Here is a 24,586-nt window from a genome sequence, read left to right as displayed (position 1 = left end):
TGAAGTTGACGGCAGGAATGATCTCCTTGAGTGCCGCCAACTTCATGATCGACCGGAAGAACCGGAAGAAGAGGTCAGAGGATGGGGGGCGGGGAGTAGGTGGCGGCCTCGGGCTGGGATTCGACGATCTTGGTGATTCTTGCGGTCACCCGAGTGACCTGGTCGGTGGCGGCGCCTACGAAGGCGTTGCGGTCGGCCACCAGGGTGTCGATCTCGGCCCGGGTGAGGCCCAGCCGGCCGTCTGCGGCGAGGCGGTCGAACAGGTCGTTCTCGGCCGCGCCCTTCTCCCGCATCGCCAGCGCCACGGCGACCGCGTGCTCCTTGATCACCTCGTGCGCGACCTCCCGGCCGACACCCCGGCGTACGGCGGCCACGAGGATCTTCGTGGTGGCGAGGAACGGCAGGAAACGCTCCAGCTCCCGGTTGATCACCGCCGGGTACGGGCCGAACTCGTCCAGCACGGTGAGGAACGTCTGGAACAGCCCGTCGGCGGCGAAGAACGCATCGGGCAGCGCGACCCGGCGCACCACCGAGCAGGAGACGTCACCCTCGTTCCACTGGTCGCCGGCCAGCTCACCGACCATCGACAGGTAACCCCGGATGATCACCGCGAAGCCGTTCACCCGCTCCGACGAGCGCGTGTTCATCTTGTGCGGCATCGCGCTGGACCCGACCTGGCCCGGCTTGAAGCCCTCGGTGACCAGCTCCTGGCCCACCATGAGCCGGATCGTGGTCGCCAGCGAAGACGGCGCGGCGGCCACCTGGGCCAGCGCGGAGAGCACGTCGAAGTCCAGCGAGCGCGGGTAGACCTGGCCGACGCTGTCCAGCACCCGGCGGAAGCCCAGGTGCCCGGCCACCCGCTGCTCCAGCTCGGCCACCTTGCCGGCGTCGCCGTCGAACAGGTCGAGCTGGTCGGCGGCGGTGCCCACCGGTCCCTTGATCCCGCGCAGCGGGTAGCGGCCGATCAGGTCCTCCAGCCGCTCGTACGCGATGAGCAGCTCCTCGGCCGCCGACGCGAAGCGCTTGCCGAGCGTGGTGGCCTGCGCGGCGACGTTGTGCGAACGGCCGGTCATCACCAGCGCGGAGTACTCGCCCGCGTGCCAGCCCAGCCGGGTCAGCGTGGCGACCACGCGGTCCCGGATCAGCTCCAGCGAGGCGCGGATCTGGAGCTGCTCGACGTTCTCGGTGAGGTCTCGGGAGGTCATCCCCTTGTGCACGTGCTCGTGCCCAGCGAGCGCGCTGAACTCCTCGATCCGGGCCTTCACGTCGTGCCGGGTGACCCGCTCGCGCGCCGCGATCGAGGCCAGGTCGACCTGGTCGACCACCCGCTCGTACGCCTCGACGACCCCGTCCGGCACCGGCACGCCGAGGTCACGCTGGGCCTTGAGCACCGCCAGCCAGAGCCGGCGCTCCATCCGGACCTTCTCCTCCGGCGACCAGAGGGCGACCAGTTCGGGCGAGGCGTACCGGTTGGCGAGCACGTTCGGGATCGTCGTCACGTACCTCAGTCTTTCATGAGGCCCGGGCCGGTCCCGGCGACGCCGGTACCCGGTCCGGCCTGTGGGCGGGCCGGACCGGGACACGGCGTCAGCCCAGCCGGATCTCCGGGTCGAGCGCGACCGCAGCCATCTCCTCGACTGTCATCAGATGCCGGTCGGTGGACGAGACCGTCTGCACCGACACGTTGGTGCCGTCGGCCCGCTCGACGGTCACGCTACGCAGGACCGTGCGCTTGGTCACCGACCCGACCAGGTGCCTGCCCTCCGTGTCGTGCGCCACCACGAGCTCACCCGCGGGGCCGGTGAAGGACCGGCACGTGACCTGGCCGGGGGTGCAGTCGCCCGGGCTCGTGTGGCCGGGGCGCATCCTGCCCACGTTGATGGTCAGATACGACCGGACCTCGCCCCTAGCGGCGACACCCACCGCGAACCAGCCGGTCATGGACTCCCACTGGAACGGCTTCACCGTCCACGGCGGCGTGTCGGTGACCGGGCCGTCCCAGGTCTCGCGGTCGGCGGTCGACCCGCCCTGCACCCACCGCAGGTCCGGCGCCTCCCGGTGGAACGCGGTAAGGATCGCCGCTTGCAGGCGCTCCGGCTCGGACCGGGCGGAGGCGGAGGCCGACGCGACCGGGAGGGTGGGCGCCGGGCCGCCTGACGCTCCCGGCTGCACGACCACGCCGACGCCGAACGCCAGCGCCAGCACCGCTGTCGCCGAGGCGTACGCGCCCACCCGACGCCGGCGACGCCGGCCCTCCCGCGCCACCAGGGCGTCCACGTCGACCGTCGTCGGCGGCGCGTCGCCGATCGCCGCGTCGAAGATCTGCCGGTACGTCATCGCCGCCTCCCGCTCTCCACTGTCGAATGGTGCGAGGCGAGCAGCCGCAGCGTCTCCAGCGCGCGGGCGGACTGGCTCTTCACGGTGCCGGTGGTGACGCCCAGGATCTGCGCGGTCTCCTCGACGGACAGGTCGCAGTAGAACCGGAGCACCACCACCGCCCGACGCCGCGGCGCGAGCCCGCCCAGCAGGTCCAGCAGCATCTCCCGCTCACCGACCGACGGCTCCCCGGCTGCCAGGTCCGCCCGGTCCGGCACCTCGTCGGTGCTGTGCTCCCGCCGCCACGGGCGGCGCCGTTCGTCCAGCCACGCGTTGGTGAGCATCCCCCGGACGTACGCGTCGATGTTGTTCGCGCCGAGCGCCCGTCGCCAGTTGCGGTAGAGCTTGCCCAGCGTGATCGACACCAGGTCGTCCGCCGTGTGCCAGTCCCGGCAGAGCAGGTACGCCGTGCGGCGCAGCGGCTCCAGCCGGGCGGTCACGTAGTCGCGGAACTCTTCGTCACGCCCGGTCACGGGGCGCCGCTCCTCGTTCGCCTCATGCCCAGGGGACGGAACGGGCCGGCAGGCGGGTTGCCCGCCCGGTGGAGAACCGGGCGGGACGCCGTCGTCAGCGCTCCAGGATCGCTGTCACGCCCTGCCCGCCGGCCGCACAGATGGAGATCAGGCCGCGCCCGCTCCCCTTCTGATCCAGCAGCTTGGCCAGCGTGGCGACGATCCGGCCGCCGGTGGCGGCGAACGGGTGCCCGGCCGCCAGCGACGAGCCGTTGACGTTGAGCTTCTCCCGGTCGATGGAACCGAGCGGCGCGTCCAGGCCGAGGCGCTCCTTGCAGAACTCCGGCGACTCCCAGGCCGCCAGCGTCGCCAGCACCTGGGAGGCGAACGCCTCGTGGATCTCGTAGAAGTCGAAGTCCTGGAGGCTCAGCCCGGCGCGGGCCAGCATCCGCGGCACCGCGTACGTGGGGGCCATCAGCAGGCCCTCGTCGCCGTGCACGAAGTCGACGGCGGCGGTCTCGGACCAGGAGAACCAGGCCAGCACCGGCAGGTTGTGCGCCTTGGCCCACTCCTCGGACGCGAGCAGCACCGTCGATGCGCCGTCGGTGAGCGGCGAGGAGTTGCCGGCGGTCATGGTGGCCCGCTCGGCGTCCGCACCGGAGGCGCCGAAGACGGGCTTGAGCGAGCCGAGCTTCTCCAGGCTGGTGTCCGGCCGCAGGTTCTGGTCGCGGGTCAGCCCCAGGTAGGGGGTCATCAGGTCGTCGAAGAACCCCTTGTCGTACGCGGCGGCGAGCCGCTGGTGCGAACGCAGCGCGAGTTCGTCCTGCGCGGTCCGGTCGACGTTCCAGCGCAGCGCCGTGCGGGCCGCGTGCTCACCCATCGACAGCCCGGTACGCGGTTCGGCGTTGCGCGGAATGTCCGGCTTGAACGGCTGGTGCGGGCGCAGCTTCGCCGCGATCTTGAGCCGTTCGCCGAGCGTACGGGCCGAGTTAAGCTGGAGCAGCGTGCGCCGCATGTCCTCGTTGACGGCGAGCGGCGCGTCCGAGGTGGTGTCGACGCCACCGGCGATGCCGACCTCGATCTGCCCGAGGGCGATCTTGTTGGCGACCAGGATGGCCGCCTCCAGCCCGGTGCCGCAGGCCTGCTGGATGTCGTACGCGGGGGTGTGCGGGTCGAGCCGGGAGCCGAGCACCACCTCACGGGTGAGGTTGAAGTCGCGGGAGTGCTTGAGCACCGCGCCGGCCACCACCTCGCCGACCCGCTCGCCGGCCAGCCCGAACCGGGCGACCAGCCCGTCGAGCGCCGCACCGAGCATGTCCGCGTTCGACGCGTGCGCGTAGCGCGAGTTGGACCGGGCGAAGGGGATGCGGTTGCCCCCGATGACCGCGACCCGCCGGACACTCTGCACGATCGGCCTCCCTCGAAACTGTTGCCCGAACCCTACTCGCCAGTAGGCTACGCCTATGACCGACAGGTACGCGAGCTTCGTCCAGACGGGGGCCGGTCGCGCGCTGGTCAAGCGCCTCGGGCTGCCCGACCCGCCCCGACTGCGCCGACACACGCCGGGTGACCCGCTCGTTCCCGGGCCGGTCCTGCTCGGCTCCTCGGCCGGCGGCCGGATCGCCGAGCCGGCCGGGAAGATCCTGACCGCCGCCGGGGTCGAGCTGGCCGACCCGGTCGCCGCCCACGACGCCGACCGCCGCTTCGCGGCCCTGGTGTACGACGCCAGCGGCATCACCGACTCCGCCGGGCTGCGCCAGCTCTACGACTTCTTCCACCCGCAGGCCCGCTCGCTGGTGCCCAGCGGCCGGGTGATCGTGCTGGGCACGCCGCCGGCCGAGTGCGGCTCCCCCCGGGAGGCTACCGCCCAGCGCGCGCTGGAGGGCCTGACCCGCAGCATCGGCAAGGAGTTCGGCCGGGGCGTGACGGCCCAGCTGGTCTACGTCACGCGCGAGGGTGACGCCGGCACCCCGGTGAGCCTGGAGTCCACGCTCCGGTTCCTGCTCTCCGGCCGGTCCGCGTACGTCTCGGGCCAGGTGATCCGGGTCGGCACCGGCACCGCCGTCGCCCCGGCCGACTGGGACCGGCCACTCGACGGGCAGGTGGTGCTGGTGACCGGCGCGGCCCGGGGCATCGGCGCGGCGCTGGCGAAGGTGCTGGCCCGCGACGGCGCGCAGGTGGTGGCGCTGGACATCCCGGCGGCCGGGGACGAGCTGGCCGCCGTCGCCAACGACATCGGCGGCAGCGCGGTGCAGCTCGACCTGACCGCGCCGGATGCGCCGACCCGGCTGGCGGAGCACCTGGCGTCCCGGCACGGGCGGGTCGACGTGGTGGTGCACAACGCGGGCATCACCCGGGACAAGACGCTGGGCCGGATGGACGCCGACCGGTGGGACTCGGTGATCGACGTGAACCTGTCCAGCCAGGAGCGCATCAACGACGTGCTGCTGGAACGCGACCTGATTCCGGCCGGCGGCCGGATCGTCTCGGTCTCGTCGATCGCCGGGATCGCCGGCAACCGGGGGCAGACCAACTACGCGACGAGCAAGGCCGGCGTGATCGGCCTGGTCGACTCGCTCTCCCCGGTGCTGCGCGAGCGCGGGATCAGCCTGAACGCCGTGGCGCCGGGCTTCATCGAGACCCGGCTGACCGCGCGTATCCCGCTGACCATCCGCGAGGCGGGACGGCGGATGAACAGCATGGCCCAGGGCGGCCTGCCGGTGGACGTGGCCGAGACGATCGGGTGGCTCTCCTGGCCGGCGACCGGCGCGGTCAGCGGCAACGTGGTCCGGGTCTGCGGCCAGAGCCTCCTGGGGGCGTGATGCCGAAGGACCACGAGGACGACGACCTGACCCTGCACGACCTGATCGAGGGCCCCACCCGCGACCTCACGGCGGCCCGAGCCGCCGCCCTGGCTCGCACGCAGGCCCGCCCCTCCTCCGACGATCCTGAAGTTGACGGCATTTCTGGAGATCCACAAGGCAGCCAACTTCATGATCAACGGGGTGAAGGAGCGGCGGGGCGGCGGCGGGTGGAGTTGGACGGGCTGCCGGCCAGTTCGGCGCTTTATCGGCGGGCGCTACTCGGGGTGGTGCCTGGGGTCGGGGGGCGGCGCGGTGGGGACGTGCCGGGGCTGGAACTTGCCGTTGGCGGGGTCGCTGTGGATCAGCGGCACCTGGCGGACTACGACCGGGTGTGCGGGTTCCGGCTGACCGACCGGCTGCCGGCGACGTACCTGCACGTGCTCGGGTTCCCGCTGTCGCTGCGGCTGATGACGGGTCCGGGCTTTCCCATCCCGCTCACCGGCGTGGTGCACGTGGCCAACCGGATCACCGTGCACCGCCCGGTCGAGGTCGGCGAGAACGTCGACTTCCACACGTACGCGGAGAACCTGCGCCCGCACGAGCGGGGCCGCCAGCTCGACGTGGTGCTGGTCGGGTCGATCGGCGGCGAGGAGGTGTGGCGCGGCGTGTCCACGTACCTCGGGAAGGAGCGCGCGTCCGGCGGCGGCCCGCGGCGCGACAGGGGCGACCGCCCGGCGCCGCCGGCCGCCTCGGCCCGGTGGCGGGTGACACCCCGCGTGGGTACGGACTACGCCCAGGTCTCCGGCGACCACAATCCGATCCACACGTCGAAGCTGGGCGCGCGGCTGTTCGGCTTCCCGCGCCCGATCGCGCACGGCATGTGGAGCAAGGCCCGCTGCCTGGCCGCGCTGGAACCCCGGCTGCCCGAGGCGTACACGGTGGACGTGTCGTTCAAGCTGCCGGTGCCGCTGCCGTCGACAGTCGCGTTCAGCGCCTCGACGACCGGCGCGGGCTGGGACTTCGCGCTGCACAGCGCCCGGGACGGAAGGCCGCATCTGGTCGGTTCGGTGCGCTGAGCGAAAGAGGGGACTTGCCGTCCCCTCTTTTCGGCACTAAGTTGTTCTCAGATTGAGTTGTTCTCAACCTGAGAGTGAGTGACCGTGAACGAGCAGGACTTCCTCGCCGGGTACGACCCCCGGGACTACCCGGCGGTCGCGGTCACCGTCGACGTGGTCGCCCTGACCATCCGCGAGGGCGCGCTGCACCTGCTGCTGATCCGCCGCGGCGCGCCGCCCTACGAGGGGCACTGGGCGCTGCCCGGCGGCTTCGTCCACCCGGACGAGGACCTGACCGCGGGCGCCCGGCGCGAGCTGGCCGAAGAGACCGGCCTCGGCGGCGAGCGGCTGCGCCGGGTGCACCTGGAACAGCTCGGCAGCTACGGCGCCCCGGACCGCGACCCGCGCATGCGGGTGGTCTCGGTCGCGCACCTGGCATTCGCCCCCGACCTGCCCGACCCGGTCGCCGACACCGACGCCGACGAGGCGATCTGGCTGCCGGTCACCGCGCTCACCAGCCGGCAGCTCGCCTTCGACCACGGCCGGATCATCGACGACGGCTTGGAGCGCGCCCGCTCCAAGCTGGAGTACACGCCGCTGGCCACCCGGTTCCTCGCCCCCGAGTTCACAGTCACCGAGCTGCGGGAGGTCTACGAGACGGTCTGGGGCCACCCGCTGCACGCCGGCAACTTCCACCGCAAGGTGCTCTCGGTGCCCGGCTTCGTGGAGAGCACCGGCGCCAGCACCGAACGCGGCGGCGCGCGCGGCGGCCCCCGGGCCAAGCTCTACCGCGCCGGAGACGCCCGGCTGCTGCACCCGGCGCTCCTGCGCCCCGCCCGGGAGGAGACGGTGCGGTGAGGACCGAGGAGGCGATCCGGCTGGTCACCGCTGCGCGTACCGACGACGACCTGTTCGGCACGCAGGAGCCGGCCCGCCGCTACCGCGAGCTGGTCGGCGCGCTGCACCCCGACCGGCTGGGCGCGGCCGAGCCCGGGGTACGCGCCGCCGCCGCCGAAGCGCTGGTCACCGTCACCACCCGGTGGCGCACCCCCGCCCCGACGTACGCCGGCGACGTCGCCGACCTGCACGACCACGGGGACGGGCGGCTGCTCAAGGTGGCCCGGCACCCCGGCGACAACGACCTGATGGCCCGCGAGGCGCGCGCGTTGCGCCGGATCGCCGAGCGCGGCGACGCCAAGCACCTCGCATACGTGCCCCGGCTCGTCGACTCCTACCCGGCGCGTGACCCGTCCACGGGCGTGCAACGGCAGGTCAACGAGCTGGTGACCGTACCCGGGCTGCGCAGCCTGGACGACGTACGCCGCGCGTACCCGGACGGGCTGGACCCGCGCGACGCGGCCTGGATGTGGCGGCGGCTGCTCGTGGCGCTCGGCCTGGCCCACCGGGCCGGCGTGGTGCACGGCGCGGTGCTGCCCCGGCACGTCCTGATCGAGCCGGACGCGCACGGCGTGGTGCTCGTCGACTGGTGCTTCTCGGCCGAGCCCGGTGGGCTCGTGCCGGCGCTGGTGCCCGGCCACGAGGCCTGGTATCCGCCGGAGGTCGCCGCGAAGCGGCAGTGCGGCCCGGGCACCGACATCGCGATGGCCGCCCGCTGCATGACCTGGCTGATGGGCGACCGCGCGCCGCGCGAGCTGCGCGCCTTCGCCGACGGCTGCCAGGGCGCCGCGCTCGCCAGCCGGCCGGACGACGCCTGGCGGCTGCTGCGCGAACTGGACGAGGTGCTGCACCGGCTGTACGGGCCGCGCACCTTCCGACCCTTCACCCTCAACCCGTAGGGAGGCTGCCGTGGGCAGTGGAATCTGGTCCACCGACGTGTACGACGCCGCCGACCGTTACCGGCGCCGCACCGGAAAGAGCGCGTTCTCGTACAGCGACAGCGGCGCCCGCAAGGTGCACCCGGCGCTCGACCCGCGCGACGCGCTGCGGGAGAGCCGCGACTCCGCCGAGCACCCGCAGTCGACGCCGATCGCCGTGCTGTTCGACGTCACCGGCTCGATGGGACACGTACCCCGGGTGCTGCAGAGCAAGCTGCCGCAGCTGCTCGGCCTGCTGCTGCGGCAGGGGTACGCGAAGGACCCGCAGGTCATGTTCGGCGCGATCGGCGACGCCACCTGCGACCGGGTGCCGTTGCAGGTCGGGCAGTTCGAGTCCGACAACCGGATGGACGACGACCTCGGCCGGATCGTGCTGGAGGGCGGCGGTGGCGGCCAGATGATGGAGTCGTACGAGCTGGCGCTCTATTTCATGGCCCGGCACACGGCCACCGACAGCTGGGACAAGCGCGGCCGGCGCGGCTACCTGTTCATCATCGGCGACGAACTGGCGTACCCGGCGGTGAAGGCCGCTGAGGTGACCCGGCTGATCGGCGACGGCCTGGGCGAGGACATGCCGGTCCGGCAGATGGTGGACGAGGTGACCGCGCGCTGGGACACCTACTACCTGCTGCCCGCCGGCAGCCACTACGCGGGCAACCGCAAGGTGCTGGACTTCTGGCGCGGCCTGCTCGGGCAGAACGCTGTCGAGCTGGACGACCTGGACGCGGTCTGCGAGACGATCGCGCTCACCGTCGGCCTCGGCGAGCAGGCCATCGACCTGGACGCCGGGCTGCGCGACCTGGACCGGGCCGGCTCCACCGCCACCCGGACCGTCTCGAAGGCGCTCGCCCGGCTCGGCTCCGGCCGGTGTGCGGTGGCGACGCTGCCGTTCAGCCCGGCCGACGGCGGAAGCGGGGTCACCCGGCTGTGAACCACGTGACGGTGGTCGACCTCGGCTACGGCGACGCCGGCAAGGGCACAGTGGTGGACCTGCTCTGCGCCACCCGGCAGGTGCACACGGTGGTCCGGTTCAACGGGGGCGCGCAGGCGGCGCACAACGTCGTCCTGCGCGACGGGAGGCACCACACGTTCGCGCAGTTCGGCGCCGGGACGTTCCGTCCGGGCGTACGGACACACCTGGCGCGGCACGTGGTGGTGGACCCGCTGGCGCTGGCCGCCGAGGCCGATCACCTCGCGTCGGTCGGCGTGCCGGACGCGCTCGACCGTCTGACAGTGGACGGGGAGGCGCTGCTCGCCACCCCGTACCACCGGGCCGCGAACCGCGCCCGGGAGATCGCCCGGGGAGCCGACCGGCACGGCTCCTGCGGGCTCGGGGTGGGCGAGGCGGTCGCGTACGGCCTCGCCCACCCCGACGAGGCACCCCGGGTGGCGGACTGCCGCCGCCCGGCGGTGCTGCGCCGGCGGCTGACCGCGCTACGGGACCGGCTCACCGCCGAACTGGGCCCGCTCGACGCGCCGCCGGTGGAGGACTGCCTGCCCGCGTACGCGGCCTTTGCGCGCCGGGTCGCGATCGTCGACCGGACCTGGCTGGCATCCGCGCTGCGCGAGGGCCCCTGCGTGTTCGAGGGCGCCCAGGGGGTGCTGCTGGACGAGTGGCACGGCTTCCACCCGTACACGACGTGGAGCACCACGACGTTCGCCAACGCCGAGACGCTGCTCGCCGAGGCGGGCATGGCCGGTACCGCGCAGCGGCTCGGCGTGCTGCGGACCACCACCACCCGGCACGGTCCCGGGCCGCTGGTCACCGAGGACGCGGCGCTGCCGTTCACCGACCGCCACAACGGGACGAACCCCTGGCAAGGCCGCTTCCGGTTCGGGCACTTCGACGCGGTCGCCCACCGGTACGCGCTGGAGGTGGCCGGTGGGGTGGACGGGCTGGCGCTGACCCACCTCGACCTGGCCGGCCCGGAGCTGCGGATCTGCCGCCGGTACGACGGTCTGGACCGGCTCGTCCCCGGCCCGGCCGGTGACCTGGACCGGCAGGCGGCGCTCACCGAGCGGCTGATGCGGGCCCGGCCGGTGCTGGACGAGTCGCCCGCCGACTGGCCGGCTGCGGTCTCGGAGGCGCTGGGGGCGCCGGTGGTGCTCACGTCGCGCGGGCCCACGGCCGAGGAGAAGGAAGGGCCCCTTGTTGACGCCTTTTGCACGGGAAGGGCCCGGGCTTAACACCGCACCCCCGAGCATGGGTGCATGGGGGACGTGCTCGACCTGCTGCACCACACGGTGACGTCACCGTGGGTATACCTGGTGATCATCGCGGTCACCGCGGTCGACGCGTTCTTCCCGGCCGTACCGGGCGAAACTGTGGTGATCACCGCGGGGGTCTTCGCGGCCGGCGGCGAGCCGAACCTGGCGCTGGTGATCGTGACCGCCGCGCTCGGCGCGCTCGTGGGCGACCACATCTCGTACGCGATCGGGCGCGGTGGCGGCGCGCACCGGCTGGCCCGCTTCCCGGCGGACAGCAGGCGGCGGGCCAGTTCGGAGTGGGCCCGCCGGGCGGTCGACAGGCGCGGCGGGATGATCCTGACCACCGCCCGGTACGTCCCCGGCGGCCGGACCGCGGTCACGCTGACCATGGGCGCGGTCCGCTACCCGGCGCGCACGTTCCTGCTGTACGACGGCCTGGCGTGCACCACCTGGGGGGTCTACTGCGGGCTGCTGGGCTACTTCGGTGGGCTGGCGTTCGAGCACAACCCGCTGTCCGGGCTGCTCGCCGGCGTCGCCATCTCGCTGGCGGTCACCGGTCTGTTCGAGGCCGTTCGCTGGGGCCGGCGGCGCGCCCGTGAACGCGCCGCCGGCCGGTGACCGGGCTTGTCAGTCCAGCAGGTCGGCGTCGTGCACGAGGATGGCGAGCTGCACCCGGTTGGCCACACCGAGCTTGGCCAGCGCGCGGCTGACGTGCGTCTTCACGGTCGCCTCACTGGCACCCACCCGGCGGCCCACCTCGGCGTTCCCGTCACCCCGGGCCACCTCGCGCACGACCGCCGCCTCCCGCTCGGTCAGCCGGGACAGCCGCTGCCGGGCCGCCTCCCGTCGCGCCGGACCACGCTCGGCGAAGGAGCTGATCAGCCGCCGGGTCACCGTCGGCGCGAGCATGGCGTTCCCGGCCGCGACGGTCCGTACGGCGGCGGCGAGTTCCCGGGGCGGTGTGTCCTTGAGGAGGAAGCCGACCGCGCCGGCCCGGAGCGCCTCGTGCACGTACTCGTCCAGGTCGAAGGTGGTCAGCATGACCACCTTCGGTCCGGCGGCCACGATTCCGGAAGCGGCGGCCAGCCCGTCGACGACGGGCATGCGAACGTCCAGCAGCACCACGTCGGGGCGTAGCCGGACAGCGGCGGCCAGCGCCTCGGTACCGTCGGCGGCCTCGCCGACCACGGCGATGTCCGGCGCGGCCTCCAGGATGAGCCGGAGCCCCGCGCGGATGAGCTGCTCGTCGTCCGCGAGCACGACCCGGATCATGACGTCTCCCCGGCCGGCACCAGCGCATGCAGCAGGAATCCGCCGCCGGGGGTCGGCCCCGCCGTGAGCCGCCCACCGGTCAGCTCGACCCGTTCGCGCAGGCCGACCAGGCCGAGCCCGGCACCCGGCAGCACCGGATCGCGACGGTCGGACCGGTCGTTGCGGACGGTGACCTCGACCCCGTCCGCCAGGTGCCGCAGGCGTACGTCGACCGCCGCGTCCGGGGCGTGTTTCCGCACATTCGTCAGCCCTTCCTGCACCACCCGGTGCACGGTGCGGGCCACCGCGTCCGGCACCGGCCCGGGTGTTCCCTCGTCCGACCGGCTCACCCGCAGCCCGGCCGCGCGCGACTCACGGACCAGGTCGTCGACCGTGTCCCAACCCGGTGCCGGGAGCGGCCGTTCCTGACGCAGCACGCCGAGCACCTCCCGCAGGTCGGTCAAAGCGGCCCGGCCCGTGGACCGGATCAACGCGGCCGTCTCGACCGTGGCGGGGTCGGCCGTGGTCACCTCCAGGGCACCCGCGTGCACCACCATGAGCGAGACCCGGTGCGCGACGACGTCGTGCATCTCCCGCGCGATCCTGGCCCGTTCGTCGGCCCGTACCCGGTCGGCACGCGCCTCCTGCTCGCGCTCCAGCCGCTCGGCCCGGTCCCGCAGGGCCACCAGGGCGTCCCGGCGGGCGCGGATCCAGAGCCCGACGATCGCCGGAGCGATCACCAGCCAGGCGTAGAACACCACCGCGTTTGCGGGGGTGGCCATGACCAGGCGGCGTTCGCCACCCACCGCGCTGCCGACCGCCATTCCGGCGAGCATGACCGGGAGCGTCCCGAGCAGGTACGCGGCGAGGTGCCGGCCCCGCAGTCCGGTGCCGGCCCGCCAGGACGTGACCACGACGGCCGCCCAGGCGGCCAGGACCAGCCAGCCCACGGCGGCCACGACGGGTAGCACCCAGCGGCGTGACGAGAGCACCGAGGCGCCGGTGGCCAGCGCGAGCAGTAGGATCACCGCGGTCGGCAACGGCGAGCGGACACCGAGCCCGCCGGTCGCCGAGGCCCAGGTGGCGGCGGCCACCGTCCCGGCCAGCAGCACCGGCAGGTACGGTTCGACGCGCCGGACGGCGCCCAGCCAGGCGGTCACCTGACGAGCCTAGGCCCGGCGGGCCCGCGACGGCACCGGGCTCGGGGAGGGTTGGGTGCCGACCCCGAGACCACCTCGGGGTACGGCACGACGAAAGTGAACCCCCACGGCCGACCGACGGCAGATTCCCCGGGACGCCGGCCGGACCAGCATCGACGCCATGGATGCCGCTCTCGAACTGCTCCACGACACGATCTCTTCGCCGTGGGTCTACCTGGCGCTGTTCGCCATCGCCGTCGTGGACGGGTTCTTCCCCGTCGTACCGAGCGAGACGGCTGTCATCACGGCAGGCGTCTTCGCGGCCACCGGCCAGCCGGACCTGCCGCTGGTGATCAGCGTGGCCGCGCTCGGCGCGCTGGTCGGCGACCACGTCTCCTACGCGATCGGCCGGCACGGCGGCGCGCGGCTGCTGGACCGGCTGCCACGGGAGAGCCGTCGGCGGGCCGCGGTGGACCGGGCCCGGCGCGGGATCGCCGTGCGCGGCGGACTCATCCTCACCGTCGCCCGGTACGTGCCGGGTGGCCGGACCGCGGTCACCCTCACCATGGGCGCGACCCGCTTTCCCCGACGGCGGTTCCTCGCCTTCGACGCGCTCGCCGCCGCCACCTGGGGCACCTACTCGGCGTCGGTGGGCTATCTCGGTGGGCTGGCCTTCGAGCGGGACCCTGTTCGTGGCCTGCTGTTCGGGCTGGGGCTCGCGCTCACCGTGACGCTGGTGGTGGAGGTGGCGCGCTGGGCCCGGGGGCGCCGCGCACCGCAGGTGTCAAGAAGGGACCCTTCCTCTACCGGAGACGTCAAGAAGAGGCCCTTCCTTACACCGCCGGCGGATGCCAGGTGACGCCGCGCAGAAGCTGGTCGGCGCCGAGCCAGGCCACGTTCATCATCCGCGTCGCCGTCTTCCCCGCGTCCGCCTCCGGGTGGTCGGCCAGCCAGTCGGCGAGGGACTCGCTGGCGCCGACCAGCCCGTACGCGACCACCTCCAGGTCGGTGGCGCCGACCTCGCGGCCGGAGGCGCGCAGCGCGTGGTCGAGCATCCCGGCGACCACCTCGACCAGCCGGCCCCGCATGGTGGCGAGTTCGGCGGCGAACGGCTGGGAGCCGCGGGCCTGCCGGTAGAGCACCGCCCAGCCGTCGCGGTGTGCGCCGACGAAGCCGAAGAACGCGCGCAGCCCGCGCCAGAGCCGCTCGTCGGCGGGCAGGTCGGGGGCGGCGGCGCCGGCGATCGCCTCCATCATCCGGGTGCTCTCCCGGTGCAGGCAGGCGATGAAGAGTTCCTCCTTGGTGCCGAGGTAGGCGTACACCATCGGCTTGGAGATGCCGGCGTCGTCGGCGATCTCGTCCATGCTGGCGGCGTGGAAGCCGCGGCGGGAGAACACCTTCACCGCCGCGTCGAGCATCTGCTGCTCGCGTACGGCGCGGGGGAGGCGCTTGAAGGTCGGCGTGCTGGACACCCTTGCGAGCATACCTACCCGTGCGTAAGGTTACGCCAGAGTAACCAAAGTGGCCCCGCCCGAGAGGTGCAATCCCCCATGACTGACTTCGACCCGGCCAACTTCGCGAACGTCGGCCCGAAGGAATTCGCGCAGCTGGTCAAGTCCACGCCGGACGCCAAGATCGCCGAGATCATGTCCGGTGACGCGCGCGGCAAGATCCTCAGCGAGGTCTTCAACCGGATGCCCACGCTGTTCCGCGCCGACCGCGCCGGTGCCACGAACGCGGTCATCCACTGGAACATCACCGGCCGTCCGGACGGTGGCACCGACACCTACGAGATCGTCATCGAGAACGGCACCTGCACCGTCTCGGAGACCGCGACCCGCGACCCGAAGCTGAGCCTCACCATGGGCCCGGTCGAGTTCCTGAAGATCGTCTCCGGTGGCGCCAACCCGGTGATGATGTTCATGACCGGCAAGCTGAAGGCCAAGGGCGACCTGGGCCTGGCCGCCAACATCGCCAACCTGTTCGACATCCCCAAGGCCTGACATGGCCGAGTTCTCGCTCGACCTGAACGAGGAACAGCGGGACCTTCGCGACTGGGTGCACGGCTTCGCCGCCGAGGTCGTGCGCCCGGCCGCGGCCGAGTGGGACGCCCGGGAGGAGACCCCCTGGCCGATCATCCAGGAGGCCGCGAAGGTCGGCCTGTACGGGTTCGAGTTCCTCGCCACCTGCTGGGCCGACCCCACCGGCCTCTCCCTGCCGATCGCCAGCGAGGAACTCTTCTGGGGTGACGCCGGCATCGGCCTGAGCATCTTCGGCACCTCCCTCGCGGTCGCCGCGATCTACGGCGCCGGCACCCCCGACCAGCTCGTCGAGTGGGTGCCGCAGTGCTTCGGCGACGTCGACTCCCCGGCCGTCGCCGCGTTCTGCACGAGCGAGCCGGAGGCCGGGTCCGACGTCGGTTCGATGCGTACCCGCGCCGTCTACGACGAGGCCACCGACGAGTGGGTGCTCAACGGACAGAAGGCGTACGCCACGAACGGCGGCATCGCCGGGGTGCACGTGGTGACCGCCTCGATCGAGCCGGAGCTGGGCTCGCGCGGCCAGGCCGCGTTCGTCGTACCCCCAGGCACTCCCGGTCTGGCCGCCACCCGCAAGCTGCGCAAGCTGGGGCTGCGCGCCTCGCACACCGCGGACGTCTTCCTCGACGACGTCCGGGTGCCCGGCCGCTGCCTGCTCGGCGGCAAGGACGCGCTCGACGAGCGTCTGGCCCGCGCCCGGTCCGGGCAGCGCGCCTCCGGTCAGGCAGCGATGCGGACGTTCGAGCTGTCCCGCCCGACGGTCGGCGCGCAGGCGCTCGGCGTGGCGCGCGCCGCCTACGAGTACGCCCTGGACTACGCCAAGGAGCGGGTCCAGTTCGGACGGCCGATCATCGAAAACCAGGCGGTCGCGTTCGCGCTCGCCGACATGAAGATGGAGATCGACGCGGCCCGGCTGCTGGTCTGGCGCGCCTCCTGGATGGGCCGCAACAACCGGCCGTTCACCGCCGGCGAGGGCTCGATGTCCAAGCTCAAGGCCGGCGAGGTGGCCGTCTCGGTGACCGACAAGGCGGTCCAGCTCCTCGGCGGCGCCGGCTTCCTGCGCGACCACCCGGTCGAGCGGTGGTACCGCGACGCCAAGATCTACACCATCTTCGAGGGCACCTCCGAGATCCAGCGGCTGGTCATCTCCCGCGCCATCTCCGGGATGCAGATCCGCTGACCACCGGCGGGCCGCGGCCCGACCCGTGACGGCACGAGAGTCGTCGCGGGCCGGGCCGCCGCTCCCGGGCCGACCCGAACCGCGATCGGGCACAAGATCACGCCGAACCGGACGGCCGACCGTCCGGAGCCTGGTCGACGAACCACGAACGCGAAGGAGTTGCGCCGTGGACCTGCCGTTCATCGCCGCCACGCTGACCCGACGTGGACTGCTCGCCCCGGGCGGACCGATCCGCGTGGTCTCCCAGCTCAACGCACTGCGCCGGTGGGGCTGGAGCCTCGCCGGTGAGCTGCGCCAGGCCGCCGCCCGCGACCCCGGCCGCGTCGCCGTGGTCGACGAGCAGGGCGCCACCATGACGTACCAGGAACTGCTCGACCGCTCCGAGCGGCTGGCCCGGTCGCTGCGCTCCCACCTCGGCGTGCAGACCGGCGACCGGGTGGGGGTGCTCTGCCGCAACCACCACGGCCTGATCGAGGCGATAGTCGCAACGATGCTGCTCGGCGCGGACGCCGTCCTGGTCAACACCGGCCTGTCCGCCGCGCAACTGGTGACTGTGGCCGAGGAACAGGGCCTGCGCGTCCTGGTGCACGACGGCGAGTTCACCGAACGCGTCCTCGGCCTCCCGGCCGAGCTGCACCGGGTCGACGAGCGGGGGCAGGAGGAGCTGATCGCCGCCGCCGTGCCCGGGGAGAAGCTCCAGCCGCCGGAGCGCGACGGCCGCACCATAGTGCTGACCTCCGGCACCACCGGCGCGCCCAAGGGTGCCCGCCGGCCCACCCCGCACGGCTTCGGCCCGCTGGTGTCCATCATCGACAGAATTCCGCTGCACGCGAAGAACACCGTGATGATCGCCGCGCCGATCTTCCACACCTGGGGGTACGCCGCACTCCAGGTCTCGTTCGCGCTGCGCGCCACTGTCGTGCTGCACCGGCGCTTCGACCCGGCCGCCACGCTCGCCGCGCTCGTCGACCAGCGGTGCGACGCGATGTTCGCCGTACCGGTGATGCTGCAACGACTGATGGAGGTCGCGCCGCCGCAGCCCCGGCCGCCGCTCAAGGTGGTGGCGGTCAGCGGATCCGCGCTCCCCGGCAACCTGGCCACCGCCTTCATGGACCGGTACGGCGACGTGCTCTACAACCTCTACGGCTCGACCGAGGTCTCCTGGGCCTCCATCGCCGGCCCGGCCGAACTGCGCGCCGCACCCACCACCGCGGGCCGGCCGCCGCACGGCACCCGGCTGGCCATCCTGGACGAGACCGGCCGGCCGGTCCGCGACGGCGAGGTCGGACGGATCTTCGTCGGCAACGAGATGCTGTTCGAGGGCTACACCTCGGGCACCGGCCGGGAGAGCCGCGACGGACTGCTCGACACCGGCGACCTGGGCCGGCTCAACGCCGACGGACTGCTCTTCGTCGACGGCCGGGCCGACGACATGATCGTCTCGGGTGGCGAGAACGTCTTCCCGTCCGAGGTGGAGGATCTGATCGCCCGGTTGCCGCAGGTCCGCGAGATCGCGGTGATCGGCGTACCGGACCCCGACTACGGCCAGCGGCTGGCCGCGTTCCTGGCGCTGCGGGCCGGCGAGACGCTCGACCCGGAGGCGGTCCGCGAGTACGTCCGGCGCTACCTGGCCCGCTTCTCCGTGCCCCGCGACGTGGTGTTCGTCAAGTACCTGCCGCGCAACGCCACCGGCAAGGTGCTCACCCGGGAGCTGCGCCGCTACTTCGATTGATCAACATCGGACAGACAGCCCTGGCCGCCCGGTGCTACCTTCTCTCCCGACCGGACGGGGAACGGGGAGCACCACAATGGACCGGTTTCGGCGGCGTACCGCGCTCGGCCTGCTCGTCGGCGGCGCGTCCGCCGCCGCGCTCGGCTCGTTCGACCCGGTCCACGGCCGGCCCGACGACCCACCCACCCGGTGGCCGGTTCCGCCCGTCGAGCGGGAGAACCGCGCCGCCGGTGAGCCGTGGTGGCCCGAGCGCGGCGGCCGGGCCGCCGACGACCGGCGGCGTCAGATCCAGGGGTACGCCTCGACGACGAGCGTCGCCCCCGGCGAGGTGATCGATTTCCACGTCGCCGTCAACCCGGGCGGCCGGTTCCGGATCAGCGTGCACCGCATCGGCTGGTACGACGGCGCGGGCGCCCGCACGCTGCTGACCAGCCCCGACCTGCGCGGCGTGCCGCAACCGGTGCCGGTCGCCGACCCGGACACCGGTGTGCTCGCCTGCCGGTGGCCGGTGTCGTGGCGCCTGCCCGTCCCGCACGGCTGGACCTCCGGCCTCTACCAGGCGGTCTTCACCTCGGCCGGCGGCTGGCGGGCGTGCACTCCGTTCGTGGTGCGCGACGACAGGCGCCCGGCCGCGCTCTGCGTGGTGCTACCGGTGACCACCTGGCAGGCGTACAACCAGTGGCCGCGCGACCGGCGGCTCGGCAAGAGCCTCTACAACGGCTACCGGCCCGACGGGCGGCGCGACCCGGCGCTGCGGGCACGTGCGGTCTCCTTCGACCGCCCGTACGCCGACGCGGGCCGGCCCACCCACTTCGACCGCGACGAGGCAGCGGTCCGGTGGCTGGAACGCAATCTCTACGACGTCAGCTACGCCACCAGCTTCGACCTGCACTCCGGGCGACTCGACCCGGCCCGGTACCGGGGCCTGGTGTTCTGCGGGCACGACGAGTACTGGTCGGCCGAGATGCGCCGCGCCACCGAGGTCGGCCTGAACGGGGGCACCAGCCTCGCGTTCCTCGGCGCGAACAGCGTCTACTGGCACGCCCGCGTACGCCCCGCCGCCAGCGGACGCCCCGAACGGATCGTGGAGTGCGCCAAGACGCTTCCCGACCCGGGCGCCGGCACCGGCGACCCGACTGTGACGTGGCGCGACCTCGACCGGCCGGAACAGGCGCTGCTCGGCGTGCAGTACAACGGCATCGTGCTGACCCCGCAGCCGCTGGTGGTGCGCGGTGCCGACAACTGGGTGTGGTCCGGCACCGGCGTCGCCGACGGCGACCGCATCCCGGGCGTGGTCGCGGGCGAGGCGGACGGGCTGCACGCGGCCCTCGCCCGGCCCGCCGGGACCACGCTCAGCTCATCGCCGTACCCGGCGCAGCAGGGCGGCCGACGACTCCAGAGCAGCCACGTCTACGAGACGGCACGCGGCGCCGTGGTGTTCGCCAGCGGCACGCTCGGCTGGACGCTGGCCCTGGACCGGCAGGGGCACCGCGACCCGCGCATCGAGCGGGCCACGGCGAACGTGCTCAACCGGATGGCCGGCCGCCGACGCGGGACGGTCAGCCCGGGATCGTGATCCGGCCGTCCACCGCCGCCGCCGCGATGTCGGTGCGGTGGTGGGAACCGGCCAGCTCCACGTCGCGTACCAACTCGTAGGCGGCGTCGCGCGCGGCGGCCAGGTCCGGCCCGGTCGCCGTACCGCAGAGGACCCGGCCCCCGGCGGACCGCAACGTGCCGTCGGCGTCCCGGCGGGTGCCGGCGTGGATGACCCCGGCGCGGTCCGCGCCGGTGATCACGTCACCGGTACGCGGGCCCGCCGGATAGCCGTCGGCCGCCACCACGACCGTCACGGCCGCGCCGTCGCGCCACCGCAGCGGCGGGTGCGCGCCGAGCGTGCCGGTGGCGGCGGCGTGCAGCAGCCCGCCCAGCGGCGTCTCCAGCAGGGCGAGCACGACCTGCGTCTCCGGGTCGCCGAAGCGCGCGTTGAACTCGATGACACGCGGGCCGGACGGGGTGATCGCCAGGCCCACGTAGAGCAGGCCGGCGAACGGGGTGCCCCGGCGGCGCAGCTCCGCCAGCGTCGGGTGCACCACGTCGCGCATCACGTCCTCGACCAGGTTCGGCGGGGCCCACGGCAGCGGCGCGTACGCGCCCATGCCGCCCGTGTTCGGCCCGGTGTCACCGTCGCCGACCCGCTTGAAGTCCTGCGCCGGAAGCAGCGGCACCGCCGCCTCGCCGTCGGTCACCACGAACAGGGAGACCTCGGGACCGGACAGGTATTCCTCGATCACCACCCGGCCGCACTCCGCCGCGTGCCGCTCGGCGGCCGCCCGGTCGTCGGTGACCACCACACCCTTGCCGGCGGCGAGCCCGTCGTCCTTCACCACGTACGGCGCACCGAACTCGTCGAGCGCACGCGCCACCGCAGCCGCGTCCTCGCAGGTGTACGCGCGGGCGGTCGGCACCGCCGCGGCGGTCATCACGTCCTTGGCGAACGTTTTCGAGCCCTCCAGCCGGGCCGCCTCCGCGCTCGGGCCGAACACCGCGATGCCCTTGGCGCGTACCGCGTCGGCGACGCCCGCCACCAGCGGCGCCTCCGGCCCGATGACCACCAGGTCGGCCGCGACCTCGACGGCGAGGGCCGCCACTGCCGCCGGGTCGGTGGGTGTCACCTCCCGCAACTGCGCCACCGCAGCGATCCCCGGATTCCCCGGAGCCGCGAACAGCGCCTCGACGGCCGGATCCCCGGCGAGTCCGAGCGCGAGAGCGTGCTCCCGCCCACCACCACCCACAAGAAGTACGCGCACGCCCGGCATCCTACTGACCACCCCACCCCACCCCGTCGATCATGAAGTTTGCGTCTCAGATTGAGGGGTGATCGCCCGCAAACTCCTTGATCACCGGCGCTTCGGGCTCTGGCGGAGGGCGTGCTTGACCGTCTGGGGGATGTAGTCGGGACGCAGGGTGTCGGACCAGGTGAAGCGGAGGATCCGCCAGCCGGCGTTGACCAGGCGGTTCTGCCGGAAGCGGTCAGCGTAGACGGCCTCGGGCGTCAGGTGCGGGGCTCGACCGTCCGCCTCCGCGATCAGACGCGCCCCGCGCCATGCCAGGTCCCCGACGCCGAGCAGGTAGCCGTCGTCGTCCCGTACCGGCAGTTGCAGGACCTCCGGCGGGACGCCACCGTCGACGCACCGGAGCCGGGCGCGGGTCTCCAGGGGCGACTGGGCCCGGCCGTCCGCCTCGGCCAGGAACTCCCGAGCGGCGACCGCCCCGCGGCGACCGGCGAGGTACGCGAACACCAGGGACATGTCGTTCTCGGCCAGGATGCCCTGGTTGAGTGCGGAGTCGAGGACGCACACCGCCGGGTAGCGCCTCGCCCGCAGCAAGACGTCCGCAACGGTGCGCGCCGGAGTCGTGACCGGTACGCCGTCGGCCCGGCACACGTCCGCGTCACCGAGCGTCAACTGATGCACCGTCAGGCTGGGCTCCGCCCGGCGCTGCACGTGCGGACGATGCGGCGGCACCGAGACGTGGATCGCGGCCGTCGGTGGAAGGCCGGCGATGCCGTGCAGCTCGGCGGCGGTGCCCAGCACCGCGACCGCACCCGGCCCGATGCTCGCGATCGCGGCGCGGATCATGGCCCGCCGGAGTGCCACCGGCCCGGCCGGTGACGGCAGGTAGCAGCCACGCGAGATGCGCGTCCATCGCCCGGACCGGACGAGGTACCGGATCTGCTCCCGGCCGACGCCCAGGCGCAACGCCTGCCCGGCCGTCACGAACCCGCCCTGTGTTGCGGCCAGCCGCGTCAGTTCGCCGAATTCACCCACACGCGCAGGCTCCCCCGCGCCACCCCACAGCCGACACCCCTGTGGACAACCTTGTGGACAACCACAGCCACCCTCCCACTGCCTCCCCCGGCCGACCGCCCGCGACCACCCCCGGTGATCAAGGAGTTTGTGTCCGGATCCGACGCCGAACTGGACACAAACTCCTTGATCACCGGGGTGAGTGCCCCGGGGCGGAGGGGGAGGGGTGGGGACGGGGTGGGGTTAGGGGAGGAGGGGGTGGCGGAGGACGTTTTCCTCTCGGCCTGGGCCTACGCCCACCACGCTCACCCGGGTGCCGGTCAGCTCCTCGATCCGCGCGATGTAGCGTCTCGCGTTCTCCGGGAGCTCGTCCTCGGTCCGCGCCTTGGTGATGTCCTCCCACCAGCCGTCGAGCTCTTCGTAGATCGGCGTGGCGTGGTGGAAGTCGGTCTGCGTCATCGGCATGTCGTCGAAACGCTCGCCGTTGATCTCGTAACCGACGCAGATCGGCACCTTTGCCAGGCCGGTCAGCACGTCCAGCTTGGTGACCACCAGGTCGGTGACGCCGTTGAGGCGGCAGGCGTACCGGGCCACCACGGCGTCGAACCAGCCGCAGCGGCGCTCCCGGCCGGTGGTGGTGCCGTACTCGTGGCCGACCTTGCGCAGGTGCTGCCCGTTGTCGTCGAACAGCTCGGTCGGGAACGGGCCGGAGCCCACCCGCGTCGTGTACGCCTTGCTCACCGCGATGACCTTGGTGATCGCGGTCGGCGGGATGCCCGCGCCCACGCACGCCCCGCCGGCCGTCGGGTTCGACGAGGTGACGAACGGGTAGGTGCCGTGGTCCATGTCGAGCATGGTGGCCTGGGCGCCCTCCAGCAGCACGGTCTCGCCGCGGTCGAGCGCGTCCCAGAGCATCACCCGGGTCTCGGCGATGTACGGGCGCAGCCGCTCGGCGTATTGGAGGTACTCCTCGACGGTCTCCTCGACGTCGATCGCCTTGCGGTTGTAGATCTTGAACAGCAGCTGGTTCTTCTCGCGGAGCGCCAGCTCCAGCTTCTTGCGCAGGATGCCCGGATCGAGCAGGTCCTGGAGCCGGATGCCCATGCGGGCGACCTTGTCGCCGTACGCGGGACCGATGCCCCGGCCGGTGGTGCCGATGCGGGAGCTGCCGAGGTAGCGCTCGACCACCCGGTCCAGCGCCCGGTGGTGCGGCATGATCAGGTGCGCGTCACCGGAGATGCGCAGGCGGGACACGTCCACGCCGCGCTCGGCGAGTCCGTCGATCTCCTGCAGCAGCACCTTCGGGTCGACCACCACGCCGTTGCCGATCACGATCATCGCGCTCGGTGACAGCGCCCCGGACGGCATGAGGTGCAGCGCGTACTTCTGGCCGTCCGGCGTGATCACCGTGTGCCCTGCGTTGTTGCCGCCGGAGTAGCGCACGACGTAGTCGACCCGCTCACCCAGCAGGTCGGTAACCTTGCCCTTGCCCTCGTCGCCCCACTGGGCGCCGAGCAGCACGATCGCTGGCATCTTCTCGCCTCCAGAAGGCTCGGGTGCCAGGTGGCGACCGGTCAGCGAGCCCGGGGTGTCAGGCTAACAAGTAGTGACGGTGGGACCAGCAGGGGTTGGTCGAGAAGCAGGAGGCTCCTTCGTGTACGACGTGGTGCTGCTCACTCTCGGCTCGGAGCGGGACGCTCCCGGTGGTGGCTGCGGCAGCGACGGCGCCTGCTGCGGCGGCGCGGACGACACCGCCGCCGAGACCGGCGAGGAGCGCTGCGAGACGCCGCGCGTACCGGTGCTGGCCTGCGCCGACGAGCTGACCGCCCGGGGTGCCCGGGTGACCACCGTGACCGCGCGGTCCGACAAGGAGATCGACGAGGTGTTGGCCCGCCTCGACGGTCCGCCGCGCGCCGACGGACTCACCTGGCCCGATTCCGACGGCAAGACCCGGCTGATCGTCGCCACGGCGAGTGACGGTCAGTTGCGCGCCGTCCTGCGCCGGCTGGTGCGCCGGTACGCTCCGCCGCCGAGCCGCCGCCCCGCGGACCTCGCCGACGACCGTACGGTGCCCGACCTGCCCCCGGTCGGCGTACTCCCGCTCGATCCGGCCCGGTCCGGGACGGCGCGGGACCTGGCCGCGCAGCTCGGGCTGCCCCGGGATCCGGCGGGTGTGGCCGCCGCGGTGCTGGACGGCACCGCCCGGCGGCTCGACCTGCTGCGCAACGACGGCGGCTCGGTGACGCTGGACGGTGCGCTGCTCGGCGCCGCCGACGACGCCGGCCGCCCGCTGCACTGGCGGGCCCGGGTCGAGGTCGACGGCACGGTGCTCAGCGACGGTTCGGAGCCGATCACCGCGTGCGCGATCGGCAACGCGGGCGGGTACGCGCGCCTCGGTGAGGTGGACCTGCTGGGCGGCCCGGATCCGGCCGACGGGCGGGTGACGGTGGGCGTCGCCGTACCGGTGGTGACCCGGTCGGCGTTGGGCCGGAAGAAGGTCCGGCTGGAGGTACGCCGGGCGCGGGGACGCGCGGTGGCGGTGGTGCCCCGCGACGAGAAGGTGCCCTTCCTCGACGACGGCGTCGAGGGCGAACTGAGCCGTAAGCGCTCCTGGTGGACCGAGCCGGGCGCCTGGGCGGTCTGGACGGGCTGACCTCGGTCGATCCCCACCCGGCTCGCGGCGCTGGCCGGACCGCCTATCCTCGGCGG

General features: G+C 73.2%; 23 protein-coding genes. 13 read left to right on the top strand and 10 right to left on the bottom strand.

Annotation, left to right across the window (positions count from 1 at the left end):
- Positions 1-74: 74 nt before the first annotated feature.
- The 4 genes from purB to O7611_RS29465 all read right to left on the bottom strand — a co-directional run bounded on the left by purB (position 75) and on the right by O7611_RS29465 (position 4,236).
- Positions 75-1,499 (bottom strand): adenylosuccinate lyase, encoded by a 1,425-nt coding sequence (gene purB, locus O7611_RS29480; protein ID WP_269697944.1) that lies wholly within the window; start codon positions 1,497-1,499, stop codon positions 75-77.
- 88 nt (positions 1,500-1,587) lie between these two features.
- The gene (locus O7611_RS29475) at positions 1,588-2,337 is read right to left on the bottom strand and encodes a hypothetical protein (RefSeq protein WP_269697943.1); all 750 of its coding nucleotides are present in this window, start codon (positions 2,335-2,337) and stop codon (positions 1,588-1,590) included.
- A complete protein-coding gene (locus O7611_RS29470; protein ID WP_194800151.1) occupies positions 2,334-2,849 on the bottom strand; it encodes a SigE family RNA polymerase sigma factor in 516 nt (171 codons plus the stop codon). The genes O7611_RS29475 and O7611_RS29470 overlap by 4 nt, the downstream gene beginning before the upstream one ends.
- A 94-nt stretch (positions 2,850-2,943) precedes the next feature.
- A complete protein-coding gene (locus tag O7611_RS29465; protein ID WP_269697942.1) occupies positions 2,944-4,236 on the bottom strand; it encodes an acetyl-CoA C-acetyltransferase in 1,293 nt (430 codons plus the stop codon).
- A gap of 55 nt (positions 4,237-4,291) precedes the next feature.
- On the opposite strand from O7611_RS29465, the gene O7611_RS29460 reads away from it, so the two are divergent.
- The 7 genes from O7611_RS29460 to O7611_RS29430 all read left to right on the top strand — a co-directional run bounded on the left by O7611_RS29460 (position 4,292) and on the right by O7611_RS29430 (position 11,348).
- Positions 4,292-5,650 (top strand): 3-oxoacyl-ACP reductase, encoded by a 1,359-nt coding sequence (locus O7611_RS29460; protein WP_269697941.1) that lies wholly within the window; start codon positions 4,292-4,294, stop codon positions 5,648-5,650.
- Positions 5,650-6,708, top strand: a complete 1,059-nt coding sequence (locus O7611_RS29455; RefSeq protein WP_269697940.1) for a MaoC/PaaZ C-terminal domain-containing protein — start codon at positions 5,650-5,652, stop codon at positions 6,706-6,708. The genes O7611_RS29460 and O7611_RS29455 overlap by 1 nt, the downstream gene beginning before the upstream one ends.
- A gap of 78 nt (positions 6,709-6,786) precedes the next feature.
- Positions 6,787-7,545 (top strand): NUDIX hydrolase, encoded by a 759-nt coding sequence (locus O7611_RS29450; RefSeq protein ID WP_269697938.1) that lies wholly within the window; start codon positions 6,787-6,789, stop codon positions 7,543-7,545.
- Entirely contained in the window at positions 7,542-8,483 is a 942-nt protein-coding gene (locus O7611_RS29445) for a serine/threonine protein kinase (protein WP_269697936.1), read from the top strand. The genes O7611_RS29450 and O7611_RS29445 overlap by 4 nt, the downstream gene beginning before the upstream one ends.
- Positions 8,484-8,493: 10 nt before the next feature.
- Positions 8,494-9,453 carry a hypothetical protein gene (locus O7611_RS29440; protein ID WP_194800155.1) on the top strand — a complete coding sequence of 320 codons (960 nt, stop codon included), beginning with the start codon at positions 8,494-8,496 and terminating at the stop codon, positions 9,451-9,453.
- Positions 9,450-10,709: an adenylosuccinate synthetase gene (locus O7611_RS29435; RefSeq protein ID WP_194800156.1), complete on the top strand. Its 1,260-nt coding sequence runs from the start codon at positions 9,450-9,452 to the stop codon at positions 10,707-10,709. The genes O7611_RS29440 and O7611_RS29435 overlap by 4 nt, the downstream gene beginning before the upstream one ends.
- Positions 10,710-10,733: 24 nt before the next feature.
- Complete coding sequence (locus O7611_RS29430) at positions 10,734-11,348, top strand: DedA family protein (RefSeq protein ID WP_269697934.1); 615 nt, start codon at positions 10,734-10,736, stop codon at positions 11,346-11,348.
- 9 nt (positions 11,349-11,357) lie between these two features.
- On the opposite strand, the gene O7611_RS29425 is transcribed toward O7611_RS29430, so the two are convergent.
- Both O7611_RS29425 and O7611_RS29420 read right to left on the bottom strand, forming a co-directional pair.
- A complete protein-coding gene (locus tag O7611_RS29425; protein ID WP_269697932.1) occupies positions 11,358-12,002 on the bottom strand; it encodes a response regulator in 645 nt (214 codons plus the stop codon).
- Positions 11,999-13,141, bottom strand: a complete 1,143-nt coding sequence (locus O7611_RS29420) for a sensor histidine kinase (protein ID WP_269697931.1) — start codon at positions 13,139-13,141, stop codon at positions 11,999-12,001. The genes O7611_RS29425 and O7611_RS29420 overlap by 4 nt, the downstream gene beginning before the upstream one ends.
- Positions 13,142-13,301: 160 nt before the next feature.
- Here O7611_RS29420 and O7611_RS29415 point away from each other — a divergent pair, with 160 nt between their 5' ends.
- Positions 13,302-13,979, top strand: a complete 678-nt coding sequence (locus O7611_RS29415; RefSeq protein ID WP_269697930.1) for a DedA family protein — start codon at positions 13,302-13,304, stop codon at positions 13,977-13,979.
- Here the strand turns inward: O7611_RS29415 and O7611_RS29410 are convergent.
- The gene (locus O7611_RS29410; RefSeq protein ID WP_194800158.1) at positions 13,954-14,592 is read right to left on the bottom strand and encodes a TetR/AcrR family transcriptional regulator; all 639 of its coding nucleotides are present in this window, start codon (positions 14,590-14,592) and stop codon (positions 13,954-13,956) included. The two genes, O7611_RS29415 and O7611_RS29410, sit on opposite strands and share 26 nt — an antisense overlap.
- A gap of 78 nt (positions 14,593-14,670) precedes the next feature.
- On the opposite strand from O7611_RS29410, the gene O7611_RS29405 reads away from it, so the two are divergent.
- The 4 genes from O7611_RS29405 to O7611_RS29390 all read left to right on the top strand — a co-directional run bounded on the left by O7611_RS29405 (position 14,671) and on the right by O7611_RS29390 (position 19,647).
- Complete coding sequence (locus O7611_RS29405; protein ID WP_194800159.1) at positions 14,671-15,123, top strand: SCP2 sterol-binding domain-containing protein; 453 nt, start codon at positions 14,671-14,673, stop codon at positions 15,121-15,123.
- A gap of 1 nt (position 15,124) precedes the next feature.
- A complete protein-coding gene (locus O7611_RS29400; RefSeq protein ID WP_194800160.1) occupies positions 15,125-16,339 on the top strand; it encodes an acyl-CoA dehydrogenase family protein in 1,215 nt (404 codons plus the stop codon).
- Between the two features lie 166 nt (positions 16,340-16,505).
- Complete coding sequence (locus O7611_RS29395; RefSeq protein ID WP_269697928.1) at positions 16,506-18,071, top strand: AMP-binding protein; 1,566 nt, start codon at positions 16,506-16,508, stop codon at positions 18,069-18,071.
- A 76-nt stretch (positions 18,072-18,147) separates the two neighbouring features.
- Positions 18,148-19,647, top strand: a complete 1,500-nt coding sequence (locus O7611_RS29390) for a N,N-dimethylformamidase beta subunit family domain-containing protein (protein WP_269697926.1) — start codon at positions 18,148-18,150, stop codon at positions 19,645-19,647.
- Here O7611_RS29390 and purD read toward each other — a convergent pair.
- The 3 genes from purD to O7611_RS29375 all read right to left on the bottom strand — a co-directional run bounded on the left by purD (position 19,631) and on the right by O7611_RS29375 (position 23,410).
- Complete coding sequence (gene purD / locus O7611_RS29385; RefSeq protein WP_269697924.1) at positions 19,631-20,878, bottom strand: phosphoribosylamine--glycine ligase; 1,248 nt, start codon at positions 20,876-20,878, stop codon at positions 19,631-19,633. The two genes, O7611_RS29390 and purD, sit on opposite strands and share 17 nt — an antisense overlap.
- Positions 20,879-20,968: 90 nt before the next feature.
- Positions 20,969-21,898 carry a type IV toxin-antitoxin system AbiEi family antitoxin domain-containing protein gene (locus O7611_RS29380; protein WP_269697922.1) on the bottom strand — a complete coding sequence of 310 codons (930 nt, stop codon included), beginning with the start codon at positions 21,896-21,898 and terminating at the stop codon, positions 20,969-20,971.
- A gap of 222 nt (positions 21,899-22,120) precedes the next feature.
- Entirely contained in the window at positions 22,121-23,410 is a 1,290-nt protein-coding gene (locus O7611_RS29375; protein WP_120572356.1) for an adenylosuccinate synthase, read from the bottom strand.
- Positions 23,411-23,531: 121 nt separating this feature from the next.
- Between O7611_RS29375 and O7611_RS29370 the strand changes: the two genes are divergently transcribed.
- Positions 23,532-24,530, top strand: coding sequence for a diacylglycerol kinase family protein (locus tag O7611_RS29370; RefSeq protein WP_194800165.1), 999 nt, complete (start codon positions 23,532-23,534; stop codon positions 24,528-24,530).
- The last annotated feature ends 56 nt before the right edge of the window (positions 24,531-24,586 follow it).

The sequence above is a fragment of the Micromonospora sp. WMMC273 genome, assembly GCF_027460285.1.
GTDB lineage: Bacteria > Actinomycetota > Actinomycetes > Mycobacteriales > Micromonosporaceae > Micromonospora > Micromonospora aurantiaca.
Note: the sequence above shows the minus strand (reverse complement) of the source record. Positions and strands in the feature narration are given on the sequence as shown.